Origin of the sequence: Psychroserpens mesophilus, assembly GCF_000826645.1 — a bacterium.
GTDB classification, from domain to species: domain Bacteria; phylum Bacteroidota; class Bacteroidia; order Flavobacteriales; family Flavobacteriaceae; genus Psychroserpens; species Psychroserpens mesophilus.
This window is the reverse complement of record NZ_JXJP01000002.1, coordinates 203,543-224,123: the sequence shown is the minus strand read 5'-3', so window position 1 is coordinate 224,123 and position 20,581 is coordinate 203,543. Positions and strand designations below refer to the sequence as shown.

Here is a 20,581-nt window from a genome sequence, read left to right as displayed (position 1 = left end):
ATAATTTTTAAAAATAGTGTATCTTTGCATGCTTATTGACTCAACACTGTAATTATAATTGTTGTAGGCACAAGCCAATACTTAGCTATGGAAAAAACAATAGACGAAAGCAAACAAGGAGAATCTCTAATTCTGGAAGCTAAACAAGGGAATAATCGTAAGCTTTTTATAGAAAGTTATGGATGCGCCATGAATTTTAGCGATAGTGAAATAGTGGCTTCTATTTTGTCTGAACAAGGTTTCAATACTACACAAAACCTTGAAGATGCCGATTTGGTACTGGTAAATACCTGTTCAATTAGAGATAAAGCTGAGCAGACCGTTAGAAAACGATTAGAAAAATATAATGCTGTAAAACGTATTAATCCTAAAATGAAAGTTGGCGTTCTTGGCTGTATGGCTGAACGTCTAAAAACAAAATTTTTAGAAGAAGAAAAAATCGTCGATTTAGTTGTTGGTCCTGATGCCTACAAAGATTTACCTAACCTCTTAGCCGAAGTTGATGAAGGTCGAGATGCTATTAATGTTATCCTTTCAAAAGAAGAAACCTATGGTGACATCTCTCCTGTACGTCTAAACAGCAATGGTGTAACGGCTTTTGTATCGATAACTCGTGGCTGTGATAACATGTGTACATTTTGTGTGGTTCCATTTACAAGAGGTCGCGAGCGCAGTCGTGATCCACAAAGTATTATAGAAGAAGTTAATGACTTATGGAATAAAGGCTTCAAAGAAATTACACTTTTAGGTCAGAATGTCGATAGTTATTTGTGGTATGGAGGCGGACTTAAGAAAGATTTTTCAAAAGCGAGCGACTTACAAAAAGCGACTGCGGTTAATTTTGCGCAATTATTAGAATTATGCGCAAAAACACAACCAAAAATGCGAATTCGGTTTTCAACTAGCAATCCTCAGGATCTAACACTTGATGTTGTGGAAACCATGGCGAAATTTGATAATATCTGCAAACACATTCATTTACCTGTTCAAAGTGGAAGTAATCGTATTTTGAAAGAAATGAATCGTTTACACACTAGAGAAGAATATTTTGAACTCATTGATAATATAAGACGAATTCTTCCTGAATGTTCTATTAGTCAGGATTTAATTGCTGGCTTTCCAACGGAAACAGAACAGGATCATCAGGACACACTGAGCTTAATGGCATATGTAAAATATAATTTTGGTTATATGTTTACGTATTCTGAACGACCTGGAACGATGGCAGAACGCAAAATGGATGACGATGTTCCTGAAGAAGTAAAAAAACGACGTCTGGCTGAAATTGTTCAGCTGCAACGTGAACACAGTGAAATTAAAACCAAAGAATATCTCAACACCACTGTTGAAGTTCTAATTGAACGTGAATCAAAAAAATCTAATGACCAATGGTCTGGAAGAACGTCACAAAACATTGTCGCAGTTTTCCCTAAGGCACATTATAAAGTTGGTGATTTAGTTTATGTAGATGTTCATGATTGTACAAGTGCAACACTGATAGGTAAAGCTACAGGATATTCAAAAGATAATTAAATCTTATAATTATGAAAACACTGATTTACTTTTTTTGCCTTGTATTTTTACCATTAGCATTTGGCTGTGCAAGTGATGAAAATACTTCTGAAGCTGAAACAGAACAAGTCGATCCCAACGATTTAGATGGTGACGGTGTAACAAATCAACAGGAAGTAGTTGATAACACAAATCCTAATGATCCTTGCAGTTTTAATCTTGGTAGTCAGTATTATCCATCTGTTTCAAACAATTGGAAAAACCTAGATTGTGATGGTGATGGAGTAACTAATTGGAACGAATTAGATCCAGATGGAAATGGTAGCGTTAGCAATAATGGTACGAGCCCAATCTCTGGCTGTAGTGTTAATCTTGAACAACAAATTTTACCTCCTAGTGATGAATGGCTGGCGAGTAATTGTGACAGTGATCCCTTTTCTAACGGACAAGAGTTGGAAGATGGTACTGATGTATTTGATAGCTGTGATTTTTTAATTGGAAATCAAGACTTACAACCTTCAAACTCATGGTTAGAATCCGACTGTGACAACGATAGCAGAACAAATGAAAGAGAAATTAATGATGGTACCGACCCTCTTGATCCAACAGATTTTGATGGTGCCGGAAATATTTTAAAAGAAATCTATTTAGGAACCAAAAACAACTATAATCAAAAACATACGTTCATTAATGGCATGCTGTACGACAAGATCGAAAGTGCTGACGGTTCAGTTTTAACTGATTTTGAATATGATAGTCAAAACAGACTAATCTCTGCGTTTATTTATGGCTATAGTAGTGAAGATGTTACTTTTTCTTATACTTACACTAACAACCAAATTTCACAAATTACAAGAACTCAAGGCAGCAATATATATACGATACAAGTAATACATGATGGAAATATCATTTACACTTATGACGGAACTGAACTCCCTGGACTATTTTCTCAGAAGTTCACCTTTAACAACCAAAATAAACTAATTTCAAGAGAACAATTTTTATCTAATGGAACTAGAAATGATTTAGAAATTTATCAATATGACGCTAATTTTTCAAACTTATTGTCTTCTCAAATCATAAGACGTGGCTACGATTTTGATTCAGGCGAATTCTATGATTTATCATTTGGAAATGGGACTTATATTGGATCTAGACAATATGGTTATAATCACGATATAGGCAACGTCGTCAATCCATTCTATGAGGCATATCAAAACATACGAATGAACATTATTTTATCGCCTATTCATTTTAGTAATGTAAACTTATACAGTAGAACTTTTTTTCCAACCATTGGTTGCTTGAGCACAGACTTTCTGGCGTATAATTCCTTTAATGATGAGACAGATGCTGGAACATTAAGTCACACATTTGGTTATGGAGTTCATAATCTTCAATCTAATAGTTTACCAACTAGTATATATACTGCCGATTTTAATACAATTAATTACGAAGTACACTACGAATAACAAATATGGAAAGTATACAAGCTATAAAACAACGTTTCGGAATTATTGGAAACAACGAAAAACTGAATCGTGCCATTGAAAAAGCGATTCAAGTATCGCCTACTGATATTTCAGTATTGGTAACAGGTGAAAGTGGTGTTGGAAAAGAGAGTATTCCAAAAATCATCCACCAATTATCACATCGTAAACACGGTAAATATATTGCTGTAAACTGTGGTGCCATTCCTGAAGGAACCATTGATAGTGAACTATTCGGACACGAAAAAGGTGCGTTTACAGGAGCAACCCAAACCCGATCTGGGTATTTTGAAGTTGCAGATGGAGGTACCATCTTTTTAGATGAAGTTGGCGAATTACCATTAACAACTCAAGTGCGTTTATTACGTGTTTTAGAAAATGGAGAATTTATAAAAGTTGGATCAAGTAAAGTCCAGAAAACCAATGTTCGTATCGTGGCAGCAACAAACGTCAATATGTTTGAAGCGATTAAAAAAGAAAAATTTCGTGAAGATTTATACTACAGATTAAGTACTGTCGAAATTAATATTCCACCACTTAGAGAACGTCAGGAAGACATTCATTTGCTATTCAGAAAATTCGCAAGTGATTTTGCTCTGAAATACAAAATGCCAACCATAAAGCTAAATGATGATGCTGTTGATATTTTATTAAAGTTTAGATGGAATGGAAATATCAGACAGTTACGAAATGTTGCCGAACAAATCTCTGTACTTGAACAAAACCGAACCATTACTGCTGCAACCTTAAGAGGTTATTTACCAAATGCTTCAGCCAATTTACCAGCCGTTATAAGCAACTCCAAAGCTGAAAGTGATTTCAGTAACGAGCGTGAGATTCTATACAAGGTACTCTTCGATATGAAAAGTGATTTGAACGACCTTAAAAAACTTACTATGGAACTCATGAAAAGTGGTAATGCTAATGAGGTTCAAAAAGACAATGAGCATTTAATTCAGAAAATATATGGTGGAAAGAAAGAAGAAGCATACGACAATGATTTTGAAGATTTAGAAGTATTGCCAATTACTGAAAAGCAAGATGCCTTTGTTGAAACTACTGAAGACACCTCACAAGATAAATATCATTTTGCTGAAGAGATTGAAGAAGAAGAAACCCTATCTTTACATGATAAAGAATTAGAACTCATCAAAAAATCTCTTGAACGTCACAATGGAAAACGCAAATTGGCAGCAGCCGAACTAGGCATTAGTGAACGTACGCTTTATAGGAAAATAAAACAGTATGATCTTTAAGATAAATTTATGAAGGCTGTCGAAATATTTATGATACGTAAGTCGTTTGCAAGAAATAGCTCTGAAGCTATCAGACAAGAAGCTGAAGATTTAATTAACGATAAGCATTATCAAGGTTACAGATTAATAAATGTAGATTTTGATATCGCTGATAATGCAGGTTATATTTATGCATTTATTACCATGAAAAAACCAAATACGTATTAATGAAATCAATAAAAAAACTCATCATACTTTGCTTGCCAATATTCTTTTTTGGATGTGGTCCATATTCATTTACAGGAACTTCAATAGCCGATAATATTGAAACCTTTCAGGTGAATTATTTTCAAAATGCTTCCAATCTAATAGAACCTGGTTTAGACAGAGATTTCACATTAGCTTTGCAGGATTTAATTTTAAATCAAACCAATTTGAGTATCGTAAATTCTGGTGGTGATTTAGTGTACGAAGGTGAAATTACAGAATACCGAATCTCTCCTACGACAGCTCAAGCCAACAGTACTGCTGCGCAAAACAGACTTACCATAAGTGTTAATGTTCGATTTTACGATAAAAATGAACCAGATGAAGAATTTGAGCAACGCTTTTCTTTTTTCTATGATTATCCTGCAAGTTCGCAATTAATCGGAGCACAAAAAGACACTGCACTTGAAGAAATATTTGAACGCATCACCCAAGATATTTTTAATGCTACTTTAGCCAAATGGTGATTTAGATGTTTAGATGTTTAGATGTTTAGATGTTTAGATGTTTAGATGTTTAGATGTTTAGATGTTTAGATGTTTAGATGTTTAGATGTTTAGAAAAATTGTAATTTTACATCTTATAAGCAAAAACTTTACAACTTTACAACTTTACATTGAACCCAACCGATTTCACATACATACTTCAAAATCCGCAGAACATCACTGCTGACCAAACTCAGCAATTGCAAACATTGATTTCTGAATTTCCCTATGCGCAATCAGCAAGAGCCTTGTATCTTAAAGGGCTTAAAAACAAAGACAGCTACAAGTACAATCAAGAACTGAAAACAACAGCTGCTTACACAACAGACCGAAGCATCTTGTTTGACTATATCACTTCTGAAGCCTTTAATCAAAATGAAATTTCGCAAATTATAAAGCAAAATTCCGAACATCTTAGAGCCATTGTTGTTAATGAAGCTGATGATATTTCTATAGACAAGAGTGTGACCATTGATGATGCGTTAAAAGAACATATAAAAAATACTGAAGGCGTTTTAGATCCCGATTTATTTGAAGAAAAAGTCAGAATTGAAGACGTTGCTAACTTTTTATCACTTCAAAATTCAGCTCCTGAACAGGTCATTTTAGATATTGATGCTAAACATATTGAGGAAACTCCTGAAGAAACGTTGCAAATTGGGAAACCATTAAATTTTGATAAATCTGAAACACATTCCTTTTCAGAATGGCTTAAAATCACAAGTTTTAAACCCATTAAACGAGAGGAAGCAAGTGAAACTTCAGAAGAACAAAATGAAGAAACTAGTGATGAGGCAGAAAATGCAATTAGCAAAAAATTTGAGCTTATTGATAAGTTTTTAGAGAGTAATCCTAAAATTATTCCATCTAAAGATATTCCTAAAATAGAATTAAAATCTGAAGACTCAGTGAAGCACGATGGCTTGATGACAGAGACTTTAGCGAGAATTTATCTCGAACAAAAAAATTATGAAAAGGCAATTCAATCTTATAAAATTTTAAGTTTGAAATATCCAGAAAAAAGTGGTTTCTTTGCAGACCAAATTAAAGCAGTCAAACAATTACAAGAAAATAATACACAGAACTAATGAATACGTTTACTATATTTTTAATCCTTATCGTGTTGGTAGCATTTTTACTAATCGTTGTTGTTATGGTACAAAACCCAAAAGGTGGCGGATTATCATCTTCTTTTGGTGGAGGTGGCACTCAACAATTAGGTGGTGTTAAAAAAACAACCGACTTCTTAGACAAGAGTACTTGGGCTTTAGCAACTTTATTGTTAGCATTAATTTTAGCATCTAACTTTGCTATTCCTGGTGCAGGAGGATCTCAAGATTCAAAAGTAATCAACGGAGAAGCAACCGAGAATTCAATTCCAGCGACAACTCCAGATACTTCGGCAAATGATACTGCAACACCAGCAGATTCTATTGGAGGATAAGTATTCAGAACATAAAATAATAAAAATGCCAGCTTTTTAGTTGGCATTTTTTATTCCTATCCATTTTAGACAGACCAGTCTGAAAGTTTGTCAGTTAAAAAATAGGTGGCACATTTTTAGCATAACGCTTAAGCGTTAACAATAAATTTTTTAATTAAAAACTTACATAACAATGAGCTTAAACATTAAACCATTAGCAGACAGAGTTCTTATTGAACCTGTAGAGGCTGAAACTAAAACAGCTTCAGGAATCATTATTCCAGACAACGCTAAAGAAAAACCACAACAAGGAAAAGTTGTCGCTGTTGGTAAAGGCACAAAAGATGAACCTATGACAGTTAAATCTGGTGATACTGTGCTTTACGGAAAGTATGCAGGAACAGAATTAAAGTTAGAAGGCAAAGATTACCTCATCATGCGTGAAAGTGATATTTTGGCAATCGTATAAACGTTTTGTCATTCCGCACTTGATGCGGAATCCAATTAAACTCAGTTAAAACAAATAAATTTCTGCTTTGGCAGGAATAAAAAAATTACAAAAAATGGCAAAAGATATAAAATTTGATATTGAAGCACGTGACGGATTGAAACGTGGTGTAGATGCATTAGCTAATGCAGTAAAAGTAACATTAGGACCTAAAGGTCGTAACGTAATTATCAGCAGATCATTTGGAGCACCTCAAGTTACCAAGGATGGTGTAACAGTTGCAAAGGAAATTGAGCTTGAAAATGAGCTTGAAAATATGGGAGCACAAATGGTAAAAGAAGTTGCTTCTAAAACTAACGATTTAGCAGGTGACGGAACAACTACCGCAACTGTTTTAGCTCAGGCGATCGTGAAAGAAGGCTTGAAAAATGTGGCTGCTGGCGCTAATCCAATGGATTTAAAACGTGGTATTGACAAGGCCGTAGAAGCTATTGTTAAAGACCTAGACAAACAATCTAAAAAAGTTGGAAGCTCTTCTGAAATGATTAAACAAGTCGCTTCTATTTCAGCTAACAATGATGATGCTATTGGTGAGTTAATAGCCAAAGCGTTTAGTAAAGTTGGTAAGGAAGGTGTTATTACTGTCGAAGAAGCTAAAGGCATGGAAACTTATGTCGACGTTGTTGAAGGTATGCAATTTGACAGAGGTTATTTATCGCCTTACTTCGTAACAGATTCTGATAAAATGGTTGCCGATTTAGAAAATCCGTACATTTTATTATTTGATAAAAAGATTTCAAACTTACAGGAAATTCTTCCTATCCTTGAACCTGTAGCACAATCTGGTCGTCCGTTACTTATTATTGCTGAAGATGTAGAAGGTCAAGCCTTAGCAACTTTAGTAGTTAACAAATTACGTGGCGGATTGAAAATTGCAGCTGTAAAAGCACCAGGATTTGGAGATCGACGTAAAGCCATGCTTGAAGACATCGCTATTTTAACTGGTGGAACTGTAATTTCAGAAGAAAGAGGGTTTTCTCTTGAAAACGCCGATTTAAGCATGCTAGGTACTGCTGAATCAATTATGATTGATAAAGATAATACAACAATCGTAAATGGCTCTGGAAAGTCTTCAGATATCAAAGCAAGAGTTAACCAGATCAAAGCGCAAATTGAATCGACTACAAGTGATTACGATAAGGAAAAACTTCAAGAGCGTTTAGCAAAACTTGCTGGTGGTGTTGCTGTGTTATATGTTGGTGCAGCTTCTGAAGTTGAAATGAAAGAAAAGAAAGATCGTGTTGATGATGCATTACATGCCACTAGAGCTGCTGTTGAAGAAGGCATTGTTGCTGGAGGTGGTGTTGCTTTAGTGAGAGCTAAATCAGTTTTAGAAAAAATTACTACAGAAAACCTTGATGAAGTCACTGGTATCCAAATTGTAGCAAGAGCTATCGAAGCACCTTTAAGAACTATTGTTTCTAATGCAGGTGGAGAAGGATCTGTAGTTATAAATAAAGTTTTAGAAGGTAAAAAAGATTTTGGTTTTGATGCTAAAACTGAAACTTATGTCGACATGCTAAAAGCTGGAATCATCGATCCTAAAAAAGTAACGCGTATTGCATTAGAAAATGCAGCGTCTGTTGCAGGAATGATTCTTACAACAGAATGTGCTTTAGTTGATATTAAAGAAGATTCACCAGCTGGTGGCATGCCACCAATGGGAGGCGGAATGCCAGGCATGATGTAACATCTTCTCCATCATTGAGATGTTAATTTAAAACTAAAAAGAGCCTTTAAATATCTTAAAGGCTCTTTTTTTGGCTATATTTATAGGAAAAGTTGCACACTTTTAATTCGCATAATCTATTAATTATTAATACTATGAAGCACTTCTATACCTTTTTATTTAGCTTAATTCTTAATCGATTGTCAAATACAACGACCTCATTACTTTTATGCTTAGTATTTATAAGTTTTAATTCTTCTTCTCAAACCAAAGAAAACAAAATAGAGAATAGCTATAGCTCTTATTTTAATGCTGAACGTGAAACGATTTACCTTCACTTAAATAAGCAAACCTTTCTTTTGAATGAATCCATTTGGTTCAAAGGTTATATTTATGATAAAAAAGGCAATATTCCTTTCATCACAACATCAAACATATACGTAACGCTCTATGATGCAACTGGAAATAGCGTAAAAACGAACTTGTATTATGCTGAAAACGGAACATTTTCAGGACATTTCAAGGTCACCAAAAACTTAGCTTCCGGATTTTATTTCTTTAAAGCTCACACCAATTGGATGAAAAATTTCATTGAAGACGAATCCTTCACTTCAGAGCCTATTCAAATTATCAATCCTAATTCTGAAAGTAATAGAGTTACCCAAAACAGAACATCTTTATTCGATTTACAATTTTTACCAGAAGGGGGTCACTGCATTTCTGATGTTACTAATAGCATTGGTTATAAAATTGTTAATTGTGAAGGAAAAGGCATTATGATTGAAGGCAATGTTGTAAACTCTAAAAATGAATTTATAAAATCCTTTAAAAGTAATGAGTTTGGAATCGGCAAGTTTGACTTATTAATGTCAACAGGTGAAACATACTCAGCTCAATATACCATTAATGGAAAAGAGCATGAAACTGATTTACCTATAAGTCGCCCTACAGGGTTTACAATAGCAACTAAGAATTACACCACTAAAGACCTAACCTATATCGCCTTAAAAACAAATACAAATACTTTAGTTAAAGAGGCTGGAAAAACATATTACATGGTGATACATCAGAATAACAAAAGCTCTATTGTTAATCTGGAAATCGATGATCTCGAATTGAATAACATCATATCTGTTGATAATAAATCATTACCTGTTGGTGTAAATACCATTACATTATTTAACGATCAGCTACAACCACTGGTAGAGCGTATGATATTTAATTACAGAGAAGGTGATTTTATAAAATCTAATCTTACCGCAAAATCAATAACTAAAGATTCTATCTCTGTTCAAATCAATTTGAAAGATGAAAATAGAGCTGCATATTCTTCAAACCTTAGTGTTTCTGTATTACCTGAACAAACTGAAACTTTTAATAGTAAACGAAATATCATAAGCACACTTTTAATTGATCCATATATCAATGGCAATCTTGAAAATGTAGACTTCTACTTTGAAGATATGAACAGAATTAAATCCTTTCATCTTGATCTTGCTTTGCTTACACAAGGCTGGAGTAAATACAACTGGGATAATATTAAAAAAGGGACTCAAGCATTGAGCATTCCTTTTGATAAAGGCGTTACGATTAAAGGCACCTTAAACGAAACCTTAGACCCTAAATCGAAGTATGAAATTCAAATGTTTTCGATGGTAAATAACATCAATGAAACACGAACTATCGGTCAGGATAAAACCTTTAGTTTCGAAAATTACTTCATTGAAGATTCCACAAAAGTTCACTTTAGTGTTTTTAAAGATGGCGAGAAAATCACGCAACCAAAACTTTATGCTAGACCAATAAACAAGGACAGATCATCCTTAAATCAAATTTTTAAAACTCCTAGCACCTGTGAAATTGCCTATAAACCAATAGACAATATTATTAAGTACACTAATATTGAGTTTGAAGGCGAAGTATTAGATACTATCAATCTTTATGCTAAAACTGGTGTGAAGGAAAAACAACGAGAGAATCCTTTAAAGTATATAGGCAACGCTTACAGTAGAGGAGTGAAAGTAATTCCAGATATTGAAAGACAGTTTCATTATGTTGTAGATCTTATTAATGCTAACGGATTTACTGCTAGAAATGACGTTGGACGTATTACAATTTTTAACAGACAACCTGTTTCTATACTTGCCAGTAACTCGCCTCTACTCATTGTAGATGGTATCAACTTTGGTAGAAACTATGAAATCTTAACCAGTATGCGCACCAATGAAATTGACGAAATTTATTTTAACAAAAGTGGCTTAGGTTATGGTTCGCAAGGTGGTGCAGGTGTGATTAGAATATATCTCAAAAACAATTTAGGGATTTTGTCAGATAATAGCCTCGCCAGATATGCAAACTCATTATTAGTAAGTGGTGGATTTGCTGATCAAAAAGAATTTTATTCTCCTCTTTTTTACGACAAATCATCGAGTCTTTTTAATTCCTATGGAGCTATCGACTGGCAACCTGAATTGATTTCTGACAAAAATGGCAATGTTGAGTTTAAGATTAAAAATACCGGAACAGAAAATCTTTTATTAATTATTGAAGGGTTTTCAATAAATGGTAAATTAATTTCTGAAATTAAAGAACTTTCTATTAAGAAAAGCAGCGCTAATTAATATCAAGGTCGATTATTATTCTTAAATTGAGGGCATTCAACATCGCTAAATTATGAAAGGACTGCATTATCTTTTGCTTGTTTTGTTAGGTTTATTATTCCATACAACTCAGGCTCAAGTTGATAAAAACAATCAACTACAAACTACGTATGCAGCCTACTACAGTTTAGAGCGAGAGAATATCTACTTACATCTTAATAAAACGGTTTTCATTCTCGAAGAAACGGTTTGGTTTAAAGCCTATGTATACAATAAAGACACCAATAAACCTTCAGTAAATTCGACAAACATTTTTGTGGCCCTGTATAACGATGAAGGCGTAGAACTTGAAAAAAAACTTTTTTTTGCTCAAAATGGTGTTGTTAGTGGCTCTATAGATTTAGGCGTAAATGTGCAACCAGGCAGTTATTACCTTCGAGCATATACCAACTGGATGAATAATTTTCCAGAAGATGAATCTTTTGTATCGCTTCCAATTAATGTCGTAAACCCTTATAAAGAAGATGTAAAACAATTTGAGGACCCTGAAACATCTATCATTCATGATATTCAATTTTTACCTGAAGGTGGTAATGTCATAGCAAACACAAGTAATACTATTGGCGTAAAACTCACACATCAGTCAGGAGAAGGCTTAAAAATAAAGGGTTCTATATTCGACTCTAGTGACACAGAGATTTCAGCTTTTGAAACTAATGAATTTGGTCTTGGTAAATTCAATCTTACCTATGAAGAAACCAAAACATATTATGCCATTTATTCAATTGACAACAACAATGAAAAGGTGAATCTACCAACATCTAAATCGACTGGATTTAACATCACAATTGATAATTACACCAATGAGAAGTATACATTTATAAACCTTAAAACCAATAACAAAACACTTGAACTAAGTCAAAATAAAACCTATTATCTTGTCATCAATCAGAATTCTAAAATTTCAGTCGTCAACCTTGATCTTAATCAACTTAAAACTGAAAATACCATTCCAGTAGAATCTGCTAATTTGGTTCCTGGTGTAAATACTATATCCTTATTTGATGATAATTTAAATCCAATTTTAGAACGCCTTATTTTCAATTACAACAATCTAAACTTGGCATCGGTTAATTCAAATATCAAAAAAGTAGGCGATTCTATTGCTGTCAATTTAAAAATCAAAACCAAGAATAATTCGAGTCCGCTATCGCGATTAAGTGTAAGTGTTTTAGCTAATTCAAATATTACCAATGCCACTAAAGCCAATATCATTTCTTCCTTTTTGATTCAGCCTTATGTAAACGGTCAAATTCAAAATGCCAGCTATTATTTTAATAAAGTAGATCGATTAAAAAAATACGATTTAGATTTAGTTTTACTTACACAAGGATGGAGCAAATATGAATGGAAAAATATAAGTAAAGGTGGAATTCCAGTTACTTACGATTTTGAAGTAGGTCTCAAAATTGAAGGTACATTTAATCGCGATGCCAAGAAAAATAAAATAAACAGAACTCATATGTTTTCTATGACGAACGGCGTTAATGAATATGCCATCATAGATACGAATACGAATAGATTCACTTTTGACAACTATTTTATAAAAGACAAAGCTGTGCTTAATTTTTCGTTGTATGAAAATGATAAAGTTATCCCTAAGGTCAATCCAGTCGTAAAAACTATAAATGGCAAACGCAACTTGACACATCCATTTCCAAGGCAACGAATGTCTGTCGAAAGACGATCTAAAGAGTCAAGTTTGAGAACTGCCTTTAAAGCCTATAACATTGAAAAACTGGATACTGTAAACTTGTCTTACACCAAGCAAAAAACTATCGAGAAGCCTCTAAAACATGAAAAATCATATATCGCAAATAAATACAGTAACGGTATAAAAATTGATTCAACCATTGAACGAACCTATTTTAATATTTCTGATCTAATTAATGCAAACGGATTTGTAGTTGAAGATCTTGCTGGAACAGGATTTACAAAAATTAAGAACAGAAATCCCGTTACATTTTTAGGAAGCAACGAGCCCATTTTAATCATTGACAACATAAATCTTGGTAATAATTACGACATTTTATTTAATATGACTTTTGAAGATATTGACGAAATCTATATAAATACGAGTGGTCTTGGATATGGTGCAGCAGCTGGAGCTGGAGTTATAAGAGTGTATAGAAAAAACGGAAGCCAATCTCTGGAGAAAATGAAGTTAAGAGATTATGGAGATGTTGTTATAAATGACGGATTTTCAATTGAAAAAAAGTTTTACATACCTGCTTATTATTTCAAATCAGACGACGTTTTAAGTAAATACGCCTGCCTCGACTGGAAGGCTGATATTACCACGAACGACATAGGCATGTTTAGCTATAAAATTAAAGATCTTGGACTCAATGACATGGTCTTAATCATTCAGGGGTTTACTAAAACAGGAGAGTTAATTTCAGAAATCAAATCTTTCACCACAAATTAATTCGGTTGTGATGAAAAGAGGTGAGTTTGGTTTTAAAAACAAACAACTTTTTAAGAGCATTCTACAAAGCATTACAGGTTCACTTATAATAAAAAATAATGCCACTGAACGTGGCATTAAAAGCTGTGACAGCTTAATTGTTATGTTGAAAGGGCATTAGTTTTGATGATCCTTTTGAACTTCTTCATCACGATATTTACAACATGGATGAACCGAATTATAAGCTTCATCAGTAGCCTTTAAATCTTTAGTATCATGACCAACAGCAACTATACTTTGCTTTATGGCATCTAGATTTGTTTTACGCTCATCATAAATAAGTTTTAATTCATGCGTTTCAACATTCCAAATGGCAGACTTAACACCTTTGGTTCTAATGGCTGCTTTTTCAATGCGCTCTTTACACATTAAACACACACCATCGACTTCTAAAGATACTTTTGCATTTTTATTTTGAGCAAAAGTTATAGTTGTAATCATTAGACTTAATACAATCAATATTCTTTTCATAATTTAAATTTTAGTGATGATTTATAGTTACTTTATTTTAAAACGTAATCCAGCATAATACATACTTCCAAAAATTGGACCATATACAAATGTAGTATCAAAATTTGAACCAAAAGGATCATTTGCTCCTAAAATTGGATTATCCTGTCTTACATTGGTTACGTTCTCACCTCCTACATAAACTTCAAATTTAGGAGAAAACACTTTAGTTACCTGTGCATTCAAGGTTCCAACTGTTGGAGATTCTTCAGGTAACCGATACTCTACAGGATTTGAACTTGTTGAAGCAAAACGCTGTTCACTCAACCAATTATAAGTGACATCAAATTTCCATCTAGATTTAGCACCTTCTTCTGCATTTGTAACATAAGAAGCATTTGCAAAAAAGCGATGTTTAGGCACTAGCGGTTTAGATAATTTCCCCGTGAGATAATCAGTTTGCACATCGTAGTATTTGTAAGCGGTTCTTAAGTCGAAATGCTCGAAAATGTTATAATTTAATTCCAATTGGAAGCTATTGGCATAACTATCGCCTTTCAAATTATAAAAATTAACTTCTTGCGGATTTTCCCAATCGACAACCACTTGATTTTGAAAATCGGTTCTGTAGAAATCAAAAGTCACATCTCCTTTTCTTCCAAAGAGATTAAAACCTTGAAGATATGACACACCATAATTCCATGCGATTTCAGGATCTAAGCCATAAATGTTTCCGTTGGTATTCAAAATATTTATGGTTCTTGATGTTGCAAACATGCTTTGATTTTCAGCAAAAATATTCGCACTTCGTTTTCCTCTTCCAACTGAAAATCTCAAAGCCGATTTTTCCCAAGGCGTATATCTCAAATGCAATCGAGGTGTAAAAAATTCACCCAATAAATTATGTGTATCAAACCTTAGTCCTGCAGTTAAGGTTAACTTGTCCAAATTATCATAAGCATACTCAAAAAAACCACCAAATGAGCGCTCACTACGTTCAAAATCAGAATTTAAAGCTAATTCATCGTAATGATCATACGTAAAACTAAGTCCGGTTTTGATCTTATGTCTGGAATCACTTATGATAGAATTATAGATTACATTAGAATACACACTGTTATGATTAATGTCATAACGGTTTAAACCATAATAAGACTCTTGATTATGAGTGCTAAATGCAAGTTGCACACCTAAACTCTGCCATGGTATTTCCGGATTTACATATCCGAACTTGGTAGTTAATTCAAAGCGTTCAGTTTCAATTTCACTGCCCCAGAAATTAGTTGTGAATTGATCTCTGTCTGGATCAAAATCAACCTGTCCTGCTTGTTTAGAATCATTTAAATAGCGTACATTAAGAAAACTCACCAGACCTTTTTGAGGATTGGTATATTGCCAACGATTCATCACATTAATCTGATTGTATAAGGGCATATCTAAAAAACCATCATCATTCACATCGTGTTTTTGTTGATGTGTATTTCCATGAATGTAAAAACCTGTACTCCATTTGTCGCTTACTTTTGTATTGATGTGCGTATTTAATTCCATTCGCTCACTATTTGCAACATATAAGTTAGCAAAAAAACGGTCGTCTGTTGAGGGCTTTTGAAGCTCTGCATTAATTTGTCCAGCAATACTTTCAAATCCATTAGTTACGCTTCCAGCACCTTTCGTAATTTGAATACTCTCCACCCAAGTTCCTGGTATAAAACTCAGACCAAACGCTTGTGATGACCCACGAATTGAAGGGACATTTTCTGTCGTAATTAAAATGTATTTGCTTGTTAATCCTAACATTTTAATCTGGCGTGTTCCAGTAAGTGCATCTGAAAAATTAACATCAATTGAAGGATTGGTTTCAAAGCTTTCCGATAAATTACAACAAGCTGCTTTTAGCAATTCTTCACTACTCACAGTAATAACATTAGCTGCTTTCATATAAGACTTAACCGTAGATTGCTTTCTTGACGTTATCACAACTTCATCTAATGCGCTGGATGCTTTAAGATAATGTGTAATGAATTTCGGCTGATTAATTGTCAAAGTATCCGTTTGATAACCAACATAACTAATCACTAATTTTTTGTAACTTTTTTCATAAGGAATGGAAAATTTTCCATCAATATCAGATACAGCTCCAACAGACGTGTTGAGCCAAAACACATTGGCTCCTGCTACTGGAATTGCTTTATTTTCGGTATTCGCTTCCAGAATCTCACCAGATAATTGATCTTGTGAAAACATCAAGACTGGAAGCATTAATATTATATATATAATATGTTTCATTTAATTGTAGGTTTTTAATAACATGACCACAGCCATAATAATCATAATGCTGTTTTCTATAAATGTCGCTTTAGTCATAGGCAACTTTAAAGCAGTTCCCAGACAAGCACATTGAATTGACTTTTTGCTCATTAGAGATTTTGTAACTCCAATAGTTGTCATTCCAAGAATTATTAAAGTGACAACAAGAGCCAACGTGATTTCAATTCGCATTAAGAATAACAACCCAAGAACTAACTCTATAAAAGGATATATCCACCCATAAGCTGGAATCGCTTTTGCTAAAGGATCATACATTCTGAATGACTCTGGAAAGCCTTTTAAATCTAATAGTTTAAAGAAACTAAATACGATATAAAATATACCCATAAAATCGAGCATAAAACCTTCAGTATTCCACGGATTTCTATTTAATAAAACGGAAGTTCCAATGATATACGCAAAGATTAAGAACAGCGGAAACAATTGTTTTAATGCACTTTCTTCGGCTGTTTTTTCAGTATAAGTTGTATTAAAAACATTGGTTTCTTTAAGTTCTGAAATTGAATACTTAGAAGACAAAGCGTCTTGTAATGTGTTAACTGAAATGTGTTTAGACATGCTAATGGTTACTTCTGAAGCTTCTAAATCTACGGTTACACTGTCAACATGGTCTAAAGAATGTAAAGCCTTTTCAACCGAAGCCTTACAATTAGTACAGGTCATACCTGTAATTCGATATGTATGTGTCATGATTTTAATTTTTTTGTAAATAATAATTGTCTTATAAACTTAAAAGTCTATAAGAACATCCTTTAAAAACAAAAAATCAAATTAAGAAAACCTCATCAAGAACCTGAATGTCATCTATGAGAATGGGAGGCGAATAATGTTTATGAGGAACAATAAGATTCGGTAATTCCTCAAGACTATTAGTGTAAGAATAAATGAAAGAGAAAACAACAACGTGTTGTTCAAAAGTGATGTCCTCAAATTGTGATCGTTTCAGTTTATCCTGACCTTTAACAACTTCTAATTCATCCTTACAACAATGCTTTTTTGTGATTTTAGATTGCTCTTTTTCAAAAGCTTCCATTTTACATTTTTGGGCTTCTGTAAATACAGCAGCATCAATTAAAACATCTCCACAAAAATGCTTTTCCACAGTAAAAGATACGGTAGAGAACAATACTAAAACAGCCATGAAAGCTGAAAAGGTTTTATGTAAAAATTGTTTTAACATCTAAATATTTGAAACGCAAAGTTACAAAAAAGTTGATTACCCAGATTTATTTTAGGTTAGCATTAACGTTTTATTGTTTTAGCTTGTAATAATAAAATGCTGGTAATAAAAGTAATAACAGTAATGGTTGGATTAAAAACCGCCTCAAATTGAAAAATAAATAATAATCTTCCTGACGAGGATGAATCACAAAATACAGGAACAAACCTATCAAAATTACATAAGCTACTCCAAATACTCCTGCTGAAAACTTAACAATAGATTTGTCTTTAAAGAACAGGTAGATAATCCCAAGTGAAATGCCTGAATTAAGAATAAATCTCAAGCTTGTATACATGGTTAATTTAAAAACCTCTCGTCTTGGTGAATCAATATGCAAGTAATCATTTTTAAAAAATGACAGATATGGATCATAAAAAAGTTCGTTTTCAAATACACGAATGAGCACCAGTAAAATGAAAAGCACTAAAATTAATATGATAGTTATAGGATTACGCATTGGCTTTCTCTTGTTTTGAAAATCGATTCACCCAAAACATCCACAGCAGGAAAACCATTCCGTAGATAATGAGTGGAAAAATGACAGTGTGCAATATTTCGCGTCGCCAAGGATAATTATACAAACCAATAGACAATATGACTATACGAATCAAATTGACTACATAAATTAATACACTCCCAGAAACAATATATAATAAGGTGGTCTTGAATTTCCCTGCAAATGCAACGATAAAAGAAATAAAAAGGATGATAACACTTATTGAATTACAACCTTCAACAACTGTTGCAACGAATTTATTATTGATAATCAATTTCATCGATGGTTCATCAGGATGTGGAAGAACTTGGGCATCATATCCTGTTGCATGCAATAAGGTTTCACATTGCTTTGCTACCAAATTGGTGAAATAATCAGGATAATATTTAGAACCATCAGATGCATCTAAATAAAATTTATAGGCTAATGTCAAAACAAAATAAACGGTAAGAAAGGTTACAATGAACTTTACGACCGATTTATATTTAAGAAAAAGTGCTTTCAATAATTATCAATTTTATTCAGTTAAAATTATATAAAATGAATCGGGAAATGGTCCTTTTTAAATACTTTTACCAAAATTTTATAAACATGACATTAGCAGCCCTAAAACCACAAGTTGAAGACATCATTAAACGTAATTCTATATCTATAGACGAACGACTTCTCGCTATTTGTAACCTTTTGGAAGAAAACGTACCACATTACAATTGGGTTGGATTCTATTTTAAAAATGGAGATAAAAATGAGCTTAAACTTGGGCCTTATGTTGGTGAACCTACTGACCATACCATTATTCCTTTCGGAAAAGGGATTTGCGGACAAGTAGCTGTTTCAAATCAAAATTTTGTAGTGCCTGATGTTGCTGCACAAGATAATTACATCGCCTGTAGCATCACTGTAAAAGCTGAAATAGTCATCCCTATTTTTGTCAATGGAAAGAATATAGGTCAGATAGATATCGACTCAAATACACCTGATCCTTTTACTGAAGAAGATGAGCGATTTTTAGAATTTGTTTGTAGTCATGTCTCTACAATTCTTAGTTAAAAACGCCTAATTACATTCCAGTTCTTATAGCTTCCACAGGATCTAATTTTGAAGCAGAAATGGCAGGAATAACACCTGAAATCAATCCGATAAATGTAGATAATCCAAATCCTAAGAAAATATTTCCAAACGATAAAATAAACTCAAAGTCGTCTATGTAAATATTTGTGATGAAAGCTACAATCCAAACCATAATTATGCCAATAACACCTCCTAAAACAGATAGAATAACTGCCTCGAACAAGAACTGAAATAATATAAATCTATTTTTCGCTCCTAAAGATTTTTGAATACCAATAAGATTTGTGCGCTCCTTTACACTAACGAACATGATATTCGCAATTCCAAATCCACCTACCAACAGCGAAAATGCACTTATTATCCAACCAGCTCCATTTAAAAAACTAATCATGCCATCAATAACATCTTGAACACCCGAAATAACACTGATGAAAAAAGTATCAATCTCATCTGACTTAAGCCCACGCTTGGTGCGTAATTTCTGAACCACATTAGCCTTAAGTTCATCGACATCAGCTCCTGGCTTAGGTTTAATAATAACGATATGATTCATATTCTTGTTATTATCACCAAAACGATTTCTAACATAATTTGCTGGAAGAAATATGGATACATCGTTACTATCGCCAAACAATCCAGAACCTTCCTTTTTAACTACACCAATAACTGTAAATTTTTGACCATAGAGTCTGACTTTTTTTCCAATTGGATCAAATTCTCCAAAAAGCGACTTGGCAATTTCGTCACCAATAACGACTACTGACTTCCCTGAATTTGATTCTGATTCATTATAGAACCTACCTTTAGAAAACTTCAAGGCCTGTATGTCTTCAAATTCGTTACTAACAACTACCGTATTTACACTACTAACAATTTCTTTACCATTTCTTATGTTCTCGCGTTTTACAAATAATTGATAGGCAACATGCTCGGCATCATCTAAGGACGATTTTAAATACTTATACTCATTGTAGGATATTTCAGGAAACTGTAATCGCTTCCATCTAGGGACTTCAGAAGGCCCAAAAGAAAATCTAGCAACATACATTGTATTACTATCAAGTCCGCTTAATTGCTCTCTAATATTCTTATCTAACGAATCTACTGCAGCAAGTACAGCAATGATTGAAAAAATACCAATGGTAATTCCTAATAACGATAAGAATGTACGAAGTTTATTATTACGCAGAGCATTAAGAGCAAATGAGAAACTTTCTTTAAATAATCTAAGATAAACGAGCATAGAGTTGGTTTTGCTTTCTTGAAATCTACTATAATTATAAAGGTAGGACGTT

19 protein-coding genes are annotated in these 20,581 nt (G+C 33.3%); 12 read left to right on the top strand and 7 right to left on the bottom strand.

The window, feature by feature from the left end; translation table 11 throughout:
• Positions 1-87: 87 nt before the first annotated feature.
• From miaB to TD18_RS03270, 11 genes are all read left to right on the top strand, one after another.
• On the top strand, positions 88-1,533 hold the full coding sequence (gene miaB, locus TD18_RS03315) for a tRNA (N6-isopentenyl adenosine(37)-C2)-methylthiotransferase MiaB (RefSeq protein WP_040248410.1): 1,446 nt from the start codon (positions 88-90) through the stop codon (positions 1,531-1,533).
• An 11-nt stretch (positions 1,534-1,544) separates the two neighbouring features.
• Positions 1,545-2,984 carry a hypothetical protein gene (locus tag TD18_RS03310; RefSeq protein WP_040248408.1) on the top strand — a complete coding sequence of 480 codons (1,440 nt, stop codon included), beginning with the start codon at positions 1,545-1,547 and terminating at the stop codon, positions 2,982-2,984.
• A 5-nt stretch (positions 2,985-2,989) separates the two neighbouring features.
• On the top strand, positions 2,990-4,258 hold the full coding sequence (locus TD18_RS03305; RefSeq protein WP_040248406.1) for a sigma-54 interaction domain-containing protein: 1,269 nt from the start codon (positions 2,990-2,992) through the stop codon (positions 4,256-4,258).
• A gap of 9 nt (positions 4,259-4,267) precedes the next feature.
• Entirely contained in the window at positions 4,268-4,465 is a 198-nt protein-coding gene (locus TD18_RS17095) for a hypothetical protein (RefSeq protein ID WP_152611306.1), read from the top strand.
• The gene (locus TD18_RS03300) at positions 4,465-4,971 is read left to right on the top strand and encodes an LptE family protein (protein ID WP_040248404.1); all 507 of its coding nucleotides are present in this window, start codon (positions 4,465-4,467) and stop codon (positions 4,969-4,971) included. Before TD18_RS17095 ends, TD18_RS03300 begins: the two co-directional genes overlap by 1 nt.
• 149 nt (positions 4,972-5,120) lie before the next feature.
• On the top strand, positions 5,121-6,077 hold the full coding sequence (locus tag TD18_RS03295) for a hypothetical protein (protein ID WP_040248402.1): 957 nt from the start codon (positions 5,121-5,123) through the stop codon (positions 6,075-6,077).
• On the top strand, positions 6,077-6,433 hold the full coding sequence (gene secG / locus TD18_RS03290; protein WP_040248400.1) for a preprotein translocase subunit SecG: 357 nt from the start codon (positions 6,077-6,079) through the stop codon (positions 6,431-6,433). Before TD18_RS03295 ends, secG begins: the two co-directional genes overlap by 1 nt.
• Positions 6,434-6,605: 172 nt before the next feature.
• Positions 6,606-6,881 carry a co-chaperone GroES gene (groES, locus tag TD18_RS03285; RefSeq protein ID WP_040248398.1) on the top strand — a complete coding sequence of 92 codons (276 nt, stop codon included), beginning with the start codon at positions 6,606-6,608 and terminating at the stop codon, positions 6,879-6,881.
• Between the two features lie 94 nt (positions 6,882-6,975).
• The gene (gene groL / locus TD18_RS03280) at positions 6,976-8,610 is read left to right on the top strand and encodes a chaperonin GroEL (protein ID WP_040248396.1); all 1,635 of its coding nucleotides are present in this window, start codon (positions 6,976-6,978) and stop codon (positions 8,608-8,610) included.
• A gap of 134 nt (positions 8,611-8,744) precedes the next feature.
• Entirely contained in the window at positions 8,745-11,210 is a 2,466-nt protein-coding gene (locus tag TD18_RS03275; RefSeq protein WP_152611305.1) for a hypothetical protein, read from the top strand.
• A 52-nt stretch (positions 11,211-11,262) separates the two neighbouring features.
• Positions 11,263-13,677, top strand: coding sequence for a hypothetical protein (locus tag TD18_RS03270; protein ID WP_040248392.1), 2,415 nt, complete (start codon positions 11,263-11,265; stop codon positions 13,675-13,677).
• Positions 13,678-13,833: 156 nt separating this feature from the next.
• Here the strand turns inward: TD18_RS03270 and TD18_RS03265 are convergent, their stop codons facing one another.
• From TD18_RS03265 to xrtF, 6 genes are all read right to left on the bottom strand, one after another.
• On the bottom strand, positions 13,834-14,187 hold the full coding sequence (locus TD18_RS03265; protein ID WP_040248390.1) for a heavy-metal-associated domain-containing protein: 354 nt from the start codon (positions 14,185-14,187) through the stop codon (positions 13,834-13,836).
• A 27-nt stretch (positions 14,188-14,214) separates the two neighbouring features.
• On the bottom strand, positions 14,215-16,455 hold the full coding sequence (locus tag TD18_RS03260) for a TonB-dependent receptor (protein ID WP_040248388.1): 2,241 nt from the start codon (positions 16,453-16,455) through the stop codon (positions 14,215-14,217).
• The gene (locus TD18_RS03255) at positions 16,456-17,187 is read right to left on the bottom strand and encodes a heavy metal translocating P-type ATPase (protein ID WP_040248386.1); all 732 of its coding nucleotides are present in this window, start codon (positions 17,185-17,187) and stop codon (positions 16,456-16,458) included.
• Between the two features lie 76 nt (positions 17,188-17,263).
• Positions 17,264-17,677 (bottom strand): HYC_CC_PP family protein, encoded by a 414-nt coding sequence (locus tag TD18_RS03250; protein ID WP_084205830.1) that lies wholly within the window; start codon positions 17,675-17,677, stop codon positions 17,264-17,266.
• Positions 17,678-17,747: 70 nt separating this feature from the next.
• Positions 17,748-18,176, bottom strand: coding sequence for an exosortase F system-associated membrane protein (locus tag TD18_RS03245; RefSeq protein ID WP_040248384.1), 429 nt, complete (start codon positions 18,174-18,176; stop codon positions 17,748-17,750).
• On the bottom strand, positions 18,169-18,720 hold the full coding sequence (xrtF, locus tag TD18_RS03240; RefSeq protein WP_040248383.1) for an exosortase family protein XrtF: 552 nt from the start codon (positions 18,718-18,720) through the stop codon (positions 18,169-18,171). The genes TD18_RS03245 and xrtF overlap by 8 nt, the downstream gene beginning before the upstream one ends.
• A gap of 86 nt (positions 18,721-18,806) precedes the next feature.
• Here xrtF and TD18_RS03235 point away from each other — a divergent pair, with 86 nt between their 5' ends.
• Positions 18,807-19,265 (top strand): GAF domain-containing protein, encoded by a 459-nt coding sequence (locus tag TD18_RS03235; RefSeq protein ID WP_040248381.1) that lies wholly within the window; start codon positions 18,807-18,809, stop codon positions 19,263-19,265.
• A 10-nt stretch (positions 19,266-19,275) separates the two neighbouring features.
• Here TD18_RS03235 and TD18_RS03230 read toward each other — a convergent pair whose 3' ends face one another.
• Positions 19,276-20,529: an ABC transporter permease gene (locus TD18_RS03230; protein WP_040248763.1), complete on the bottom strand. Its 1,254-nt coding sequence runs from the start codon at positions 20,527-20,529 to the stop codon at positions 19,276-19,278.
• Positions 20,530-20,581: the final 52 nt, after the last annotated feature.

Excerpts from the sequence above, each read along its gene's own strand:
- TD18_RS03310 (WP_040248408.1), top strand. The coding sequence starts at position 1,545 with ATGAAAACACTGATTTACTTTTTTTGCCTTGTATTTTTACCATTAGCA.
- groL (WP_040248396.1), top strand. The coding sequence starts at position 6,976 with ATGGCAAAAGATATAAAATTTGATATTGAAGCACGTGACGGATTGAAA.
- TD18_RS03305 (WP_040248406.1), top strand. The coding sequence starts at position 2,990 with ATGGAAAGTATACAAGCTATAAAACAACGTTTCGGAATTATTGGAAAC.
- TD18_RS03235 (WP_040248381.1), top strand. The coding sequence starts at position 18,807 with ATGACATTAGCAGCCCTAAAACCACAAGTTGAAGACATCATTAAACGT.
- TD18_RS03275 (WP_152611305.1), top strand. The coding sequence starts at position 8,745 with ATGAAGCACTTCTATACCTTTTTATTTAGCTTAATTCTTAATCGATTG.
- TD18_RS03265 (WP_040248390.1), bottom strand. The coding sequence starts at position 14,187 with ATGAAAAGAATATTGATTGTATTAAGTCTAATGATTACAACTATAACT.
- TD18_RS03230 (WP_040248763.1), bottom strand. The coding sequence starts at position 20,529 with ATGCTCGTTTATCTTAGATTATTTAAAGAAAGTTTCTCATTTGCTCTT.
- TD18_RS03255 (WP_040248386.1), bottom strand. The coding sequence starts at position 17,187 with ATGACACATACATATCGAATTACAGGTATGACCTGTACTAATTGTAAG.
- secG (WP_040248400.1), top strand. The coding sequence starts at position 6,077 with ATGAATACGTTTACTATATTTTTAATCCTTATCGTGTTGGTAGCATTT.
- TD18_RS03300 (WP_040248404.1), top strand. The coding sequence starts at position 4,465 with ATGAAATCAATAAAAAAACTCATCATACTTTGCTTGCCAATATTCTTT.
- TD18_RS17095 (WP_152611306.1), top strand. The coding sequence starts at position 4,268 with ATGAAGGCTGTCGAAATATTTATGATACGTAAGTCGTTTGCAAGAAAT.
- TD18_RS03260 (WP_040248388.1), bottom strand. The coding sequence starts at position 16,455 with ATGAAACATATTATATATATAATATTAATGCTTCCAGTCTTGATGTTT.
- miaB (WP_040248410.1), top strand. The coding sequence starts at position 88 with ATGGAAAAAACAATAGACGAAAGCAAACAAGGAGAATCTCTAATTCTG.
- TD18_RS03245 (WP_040248384.1), bottom strand. The coding sequence starts at position 18,176 with ATGCGTAATCCTATAACTATCATATTAATTTTAGTGCTTTTCATTTTA.
- TD18_RS03250 (WP_084205830.1), bottom strand. The coding sequence starts at position 17,677 with ATGTTAAAACAATTTTTACATAAAACCTTTTCAGCTTTCATGGCTGTT.
- groES (WP_040248398.1), top strand. The coding sequence starts at position 6,606 with ATGAGCTTAAACATTAAACCATTAGCAGACAGAGTTCTTATTGAACCT.
- TD18_RS03270 (WP_040248392.1), top strand. The coding sequence starts at position 11,263 with ATGAAAGGACTGCATTATCTTTTGCTTGTTTTGTTAGGTTTATTATTC.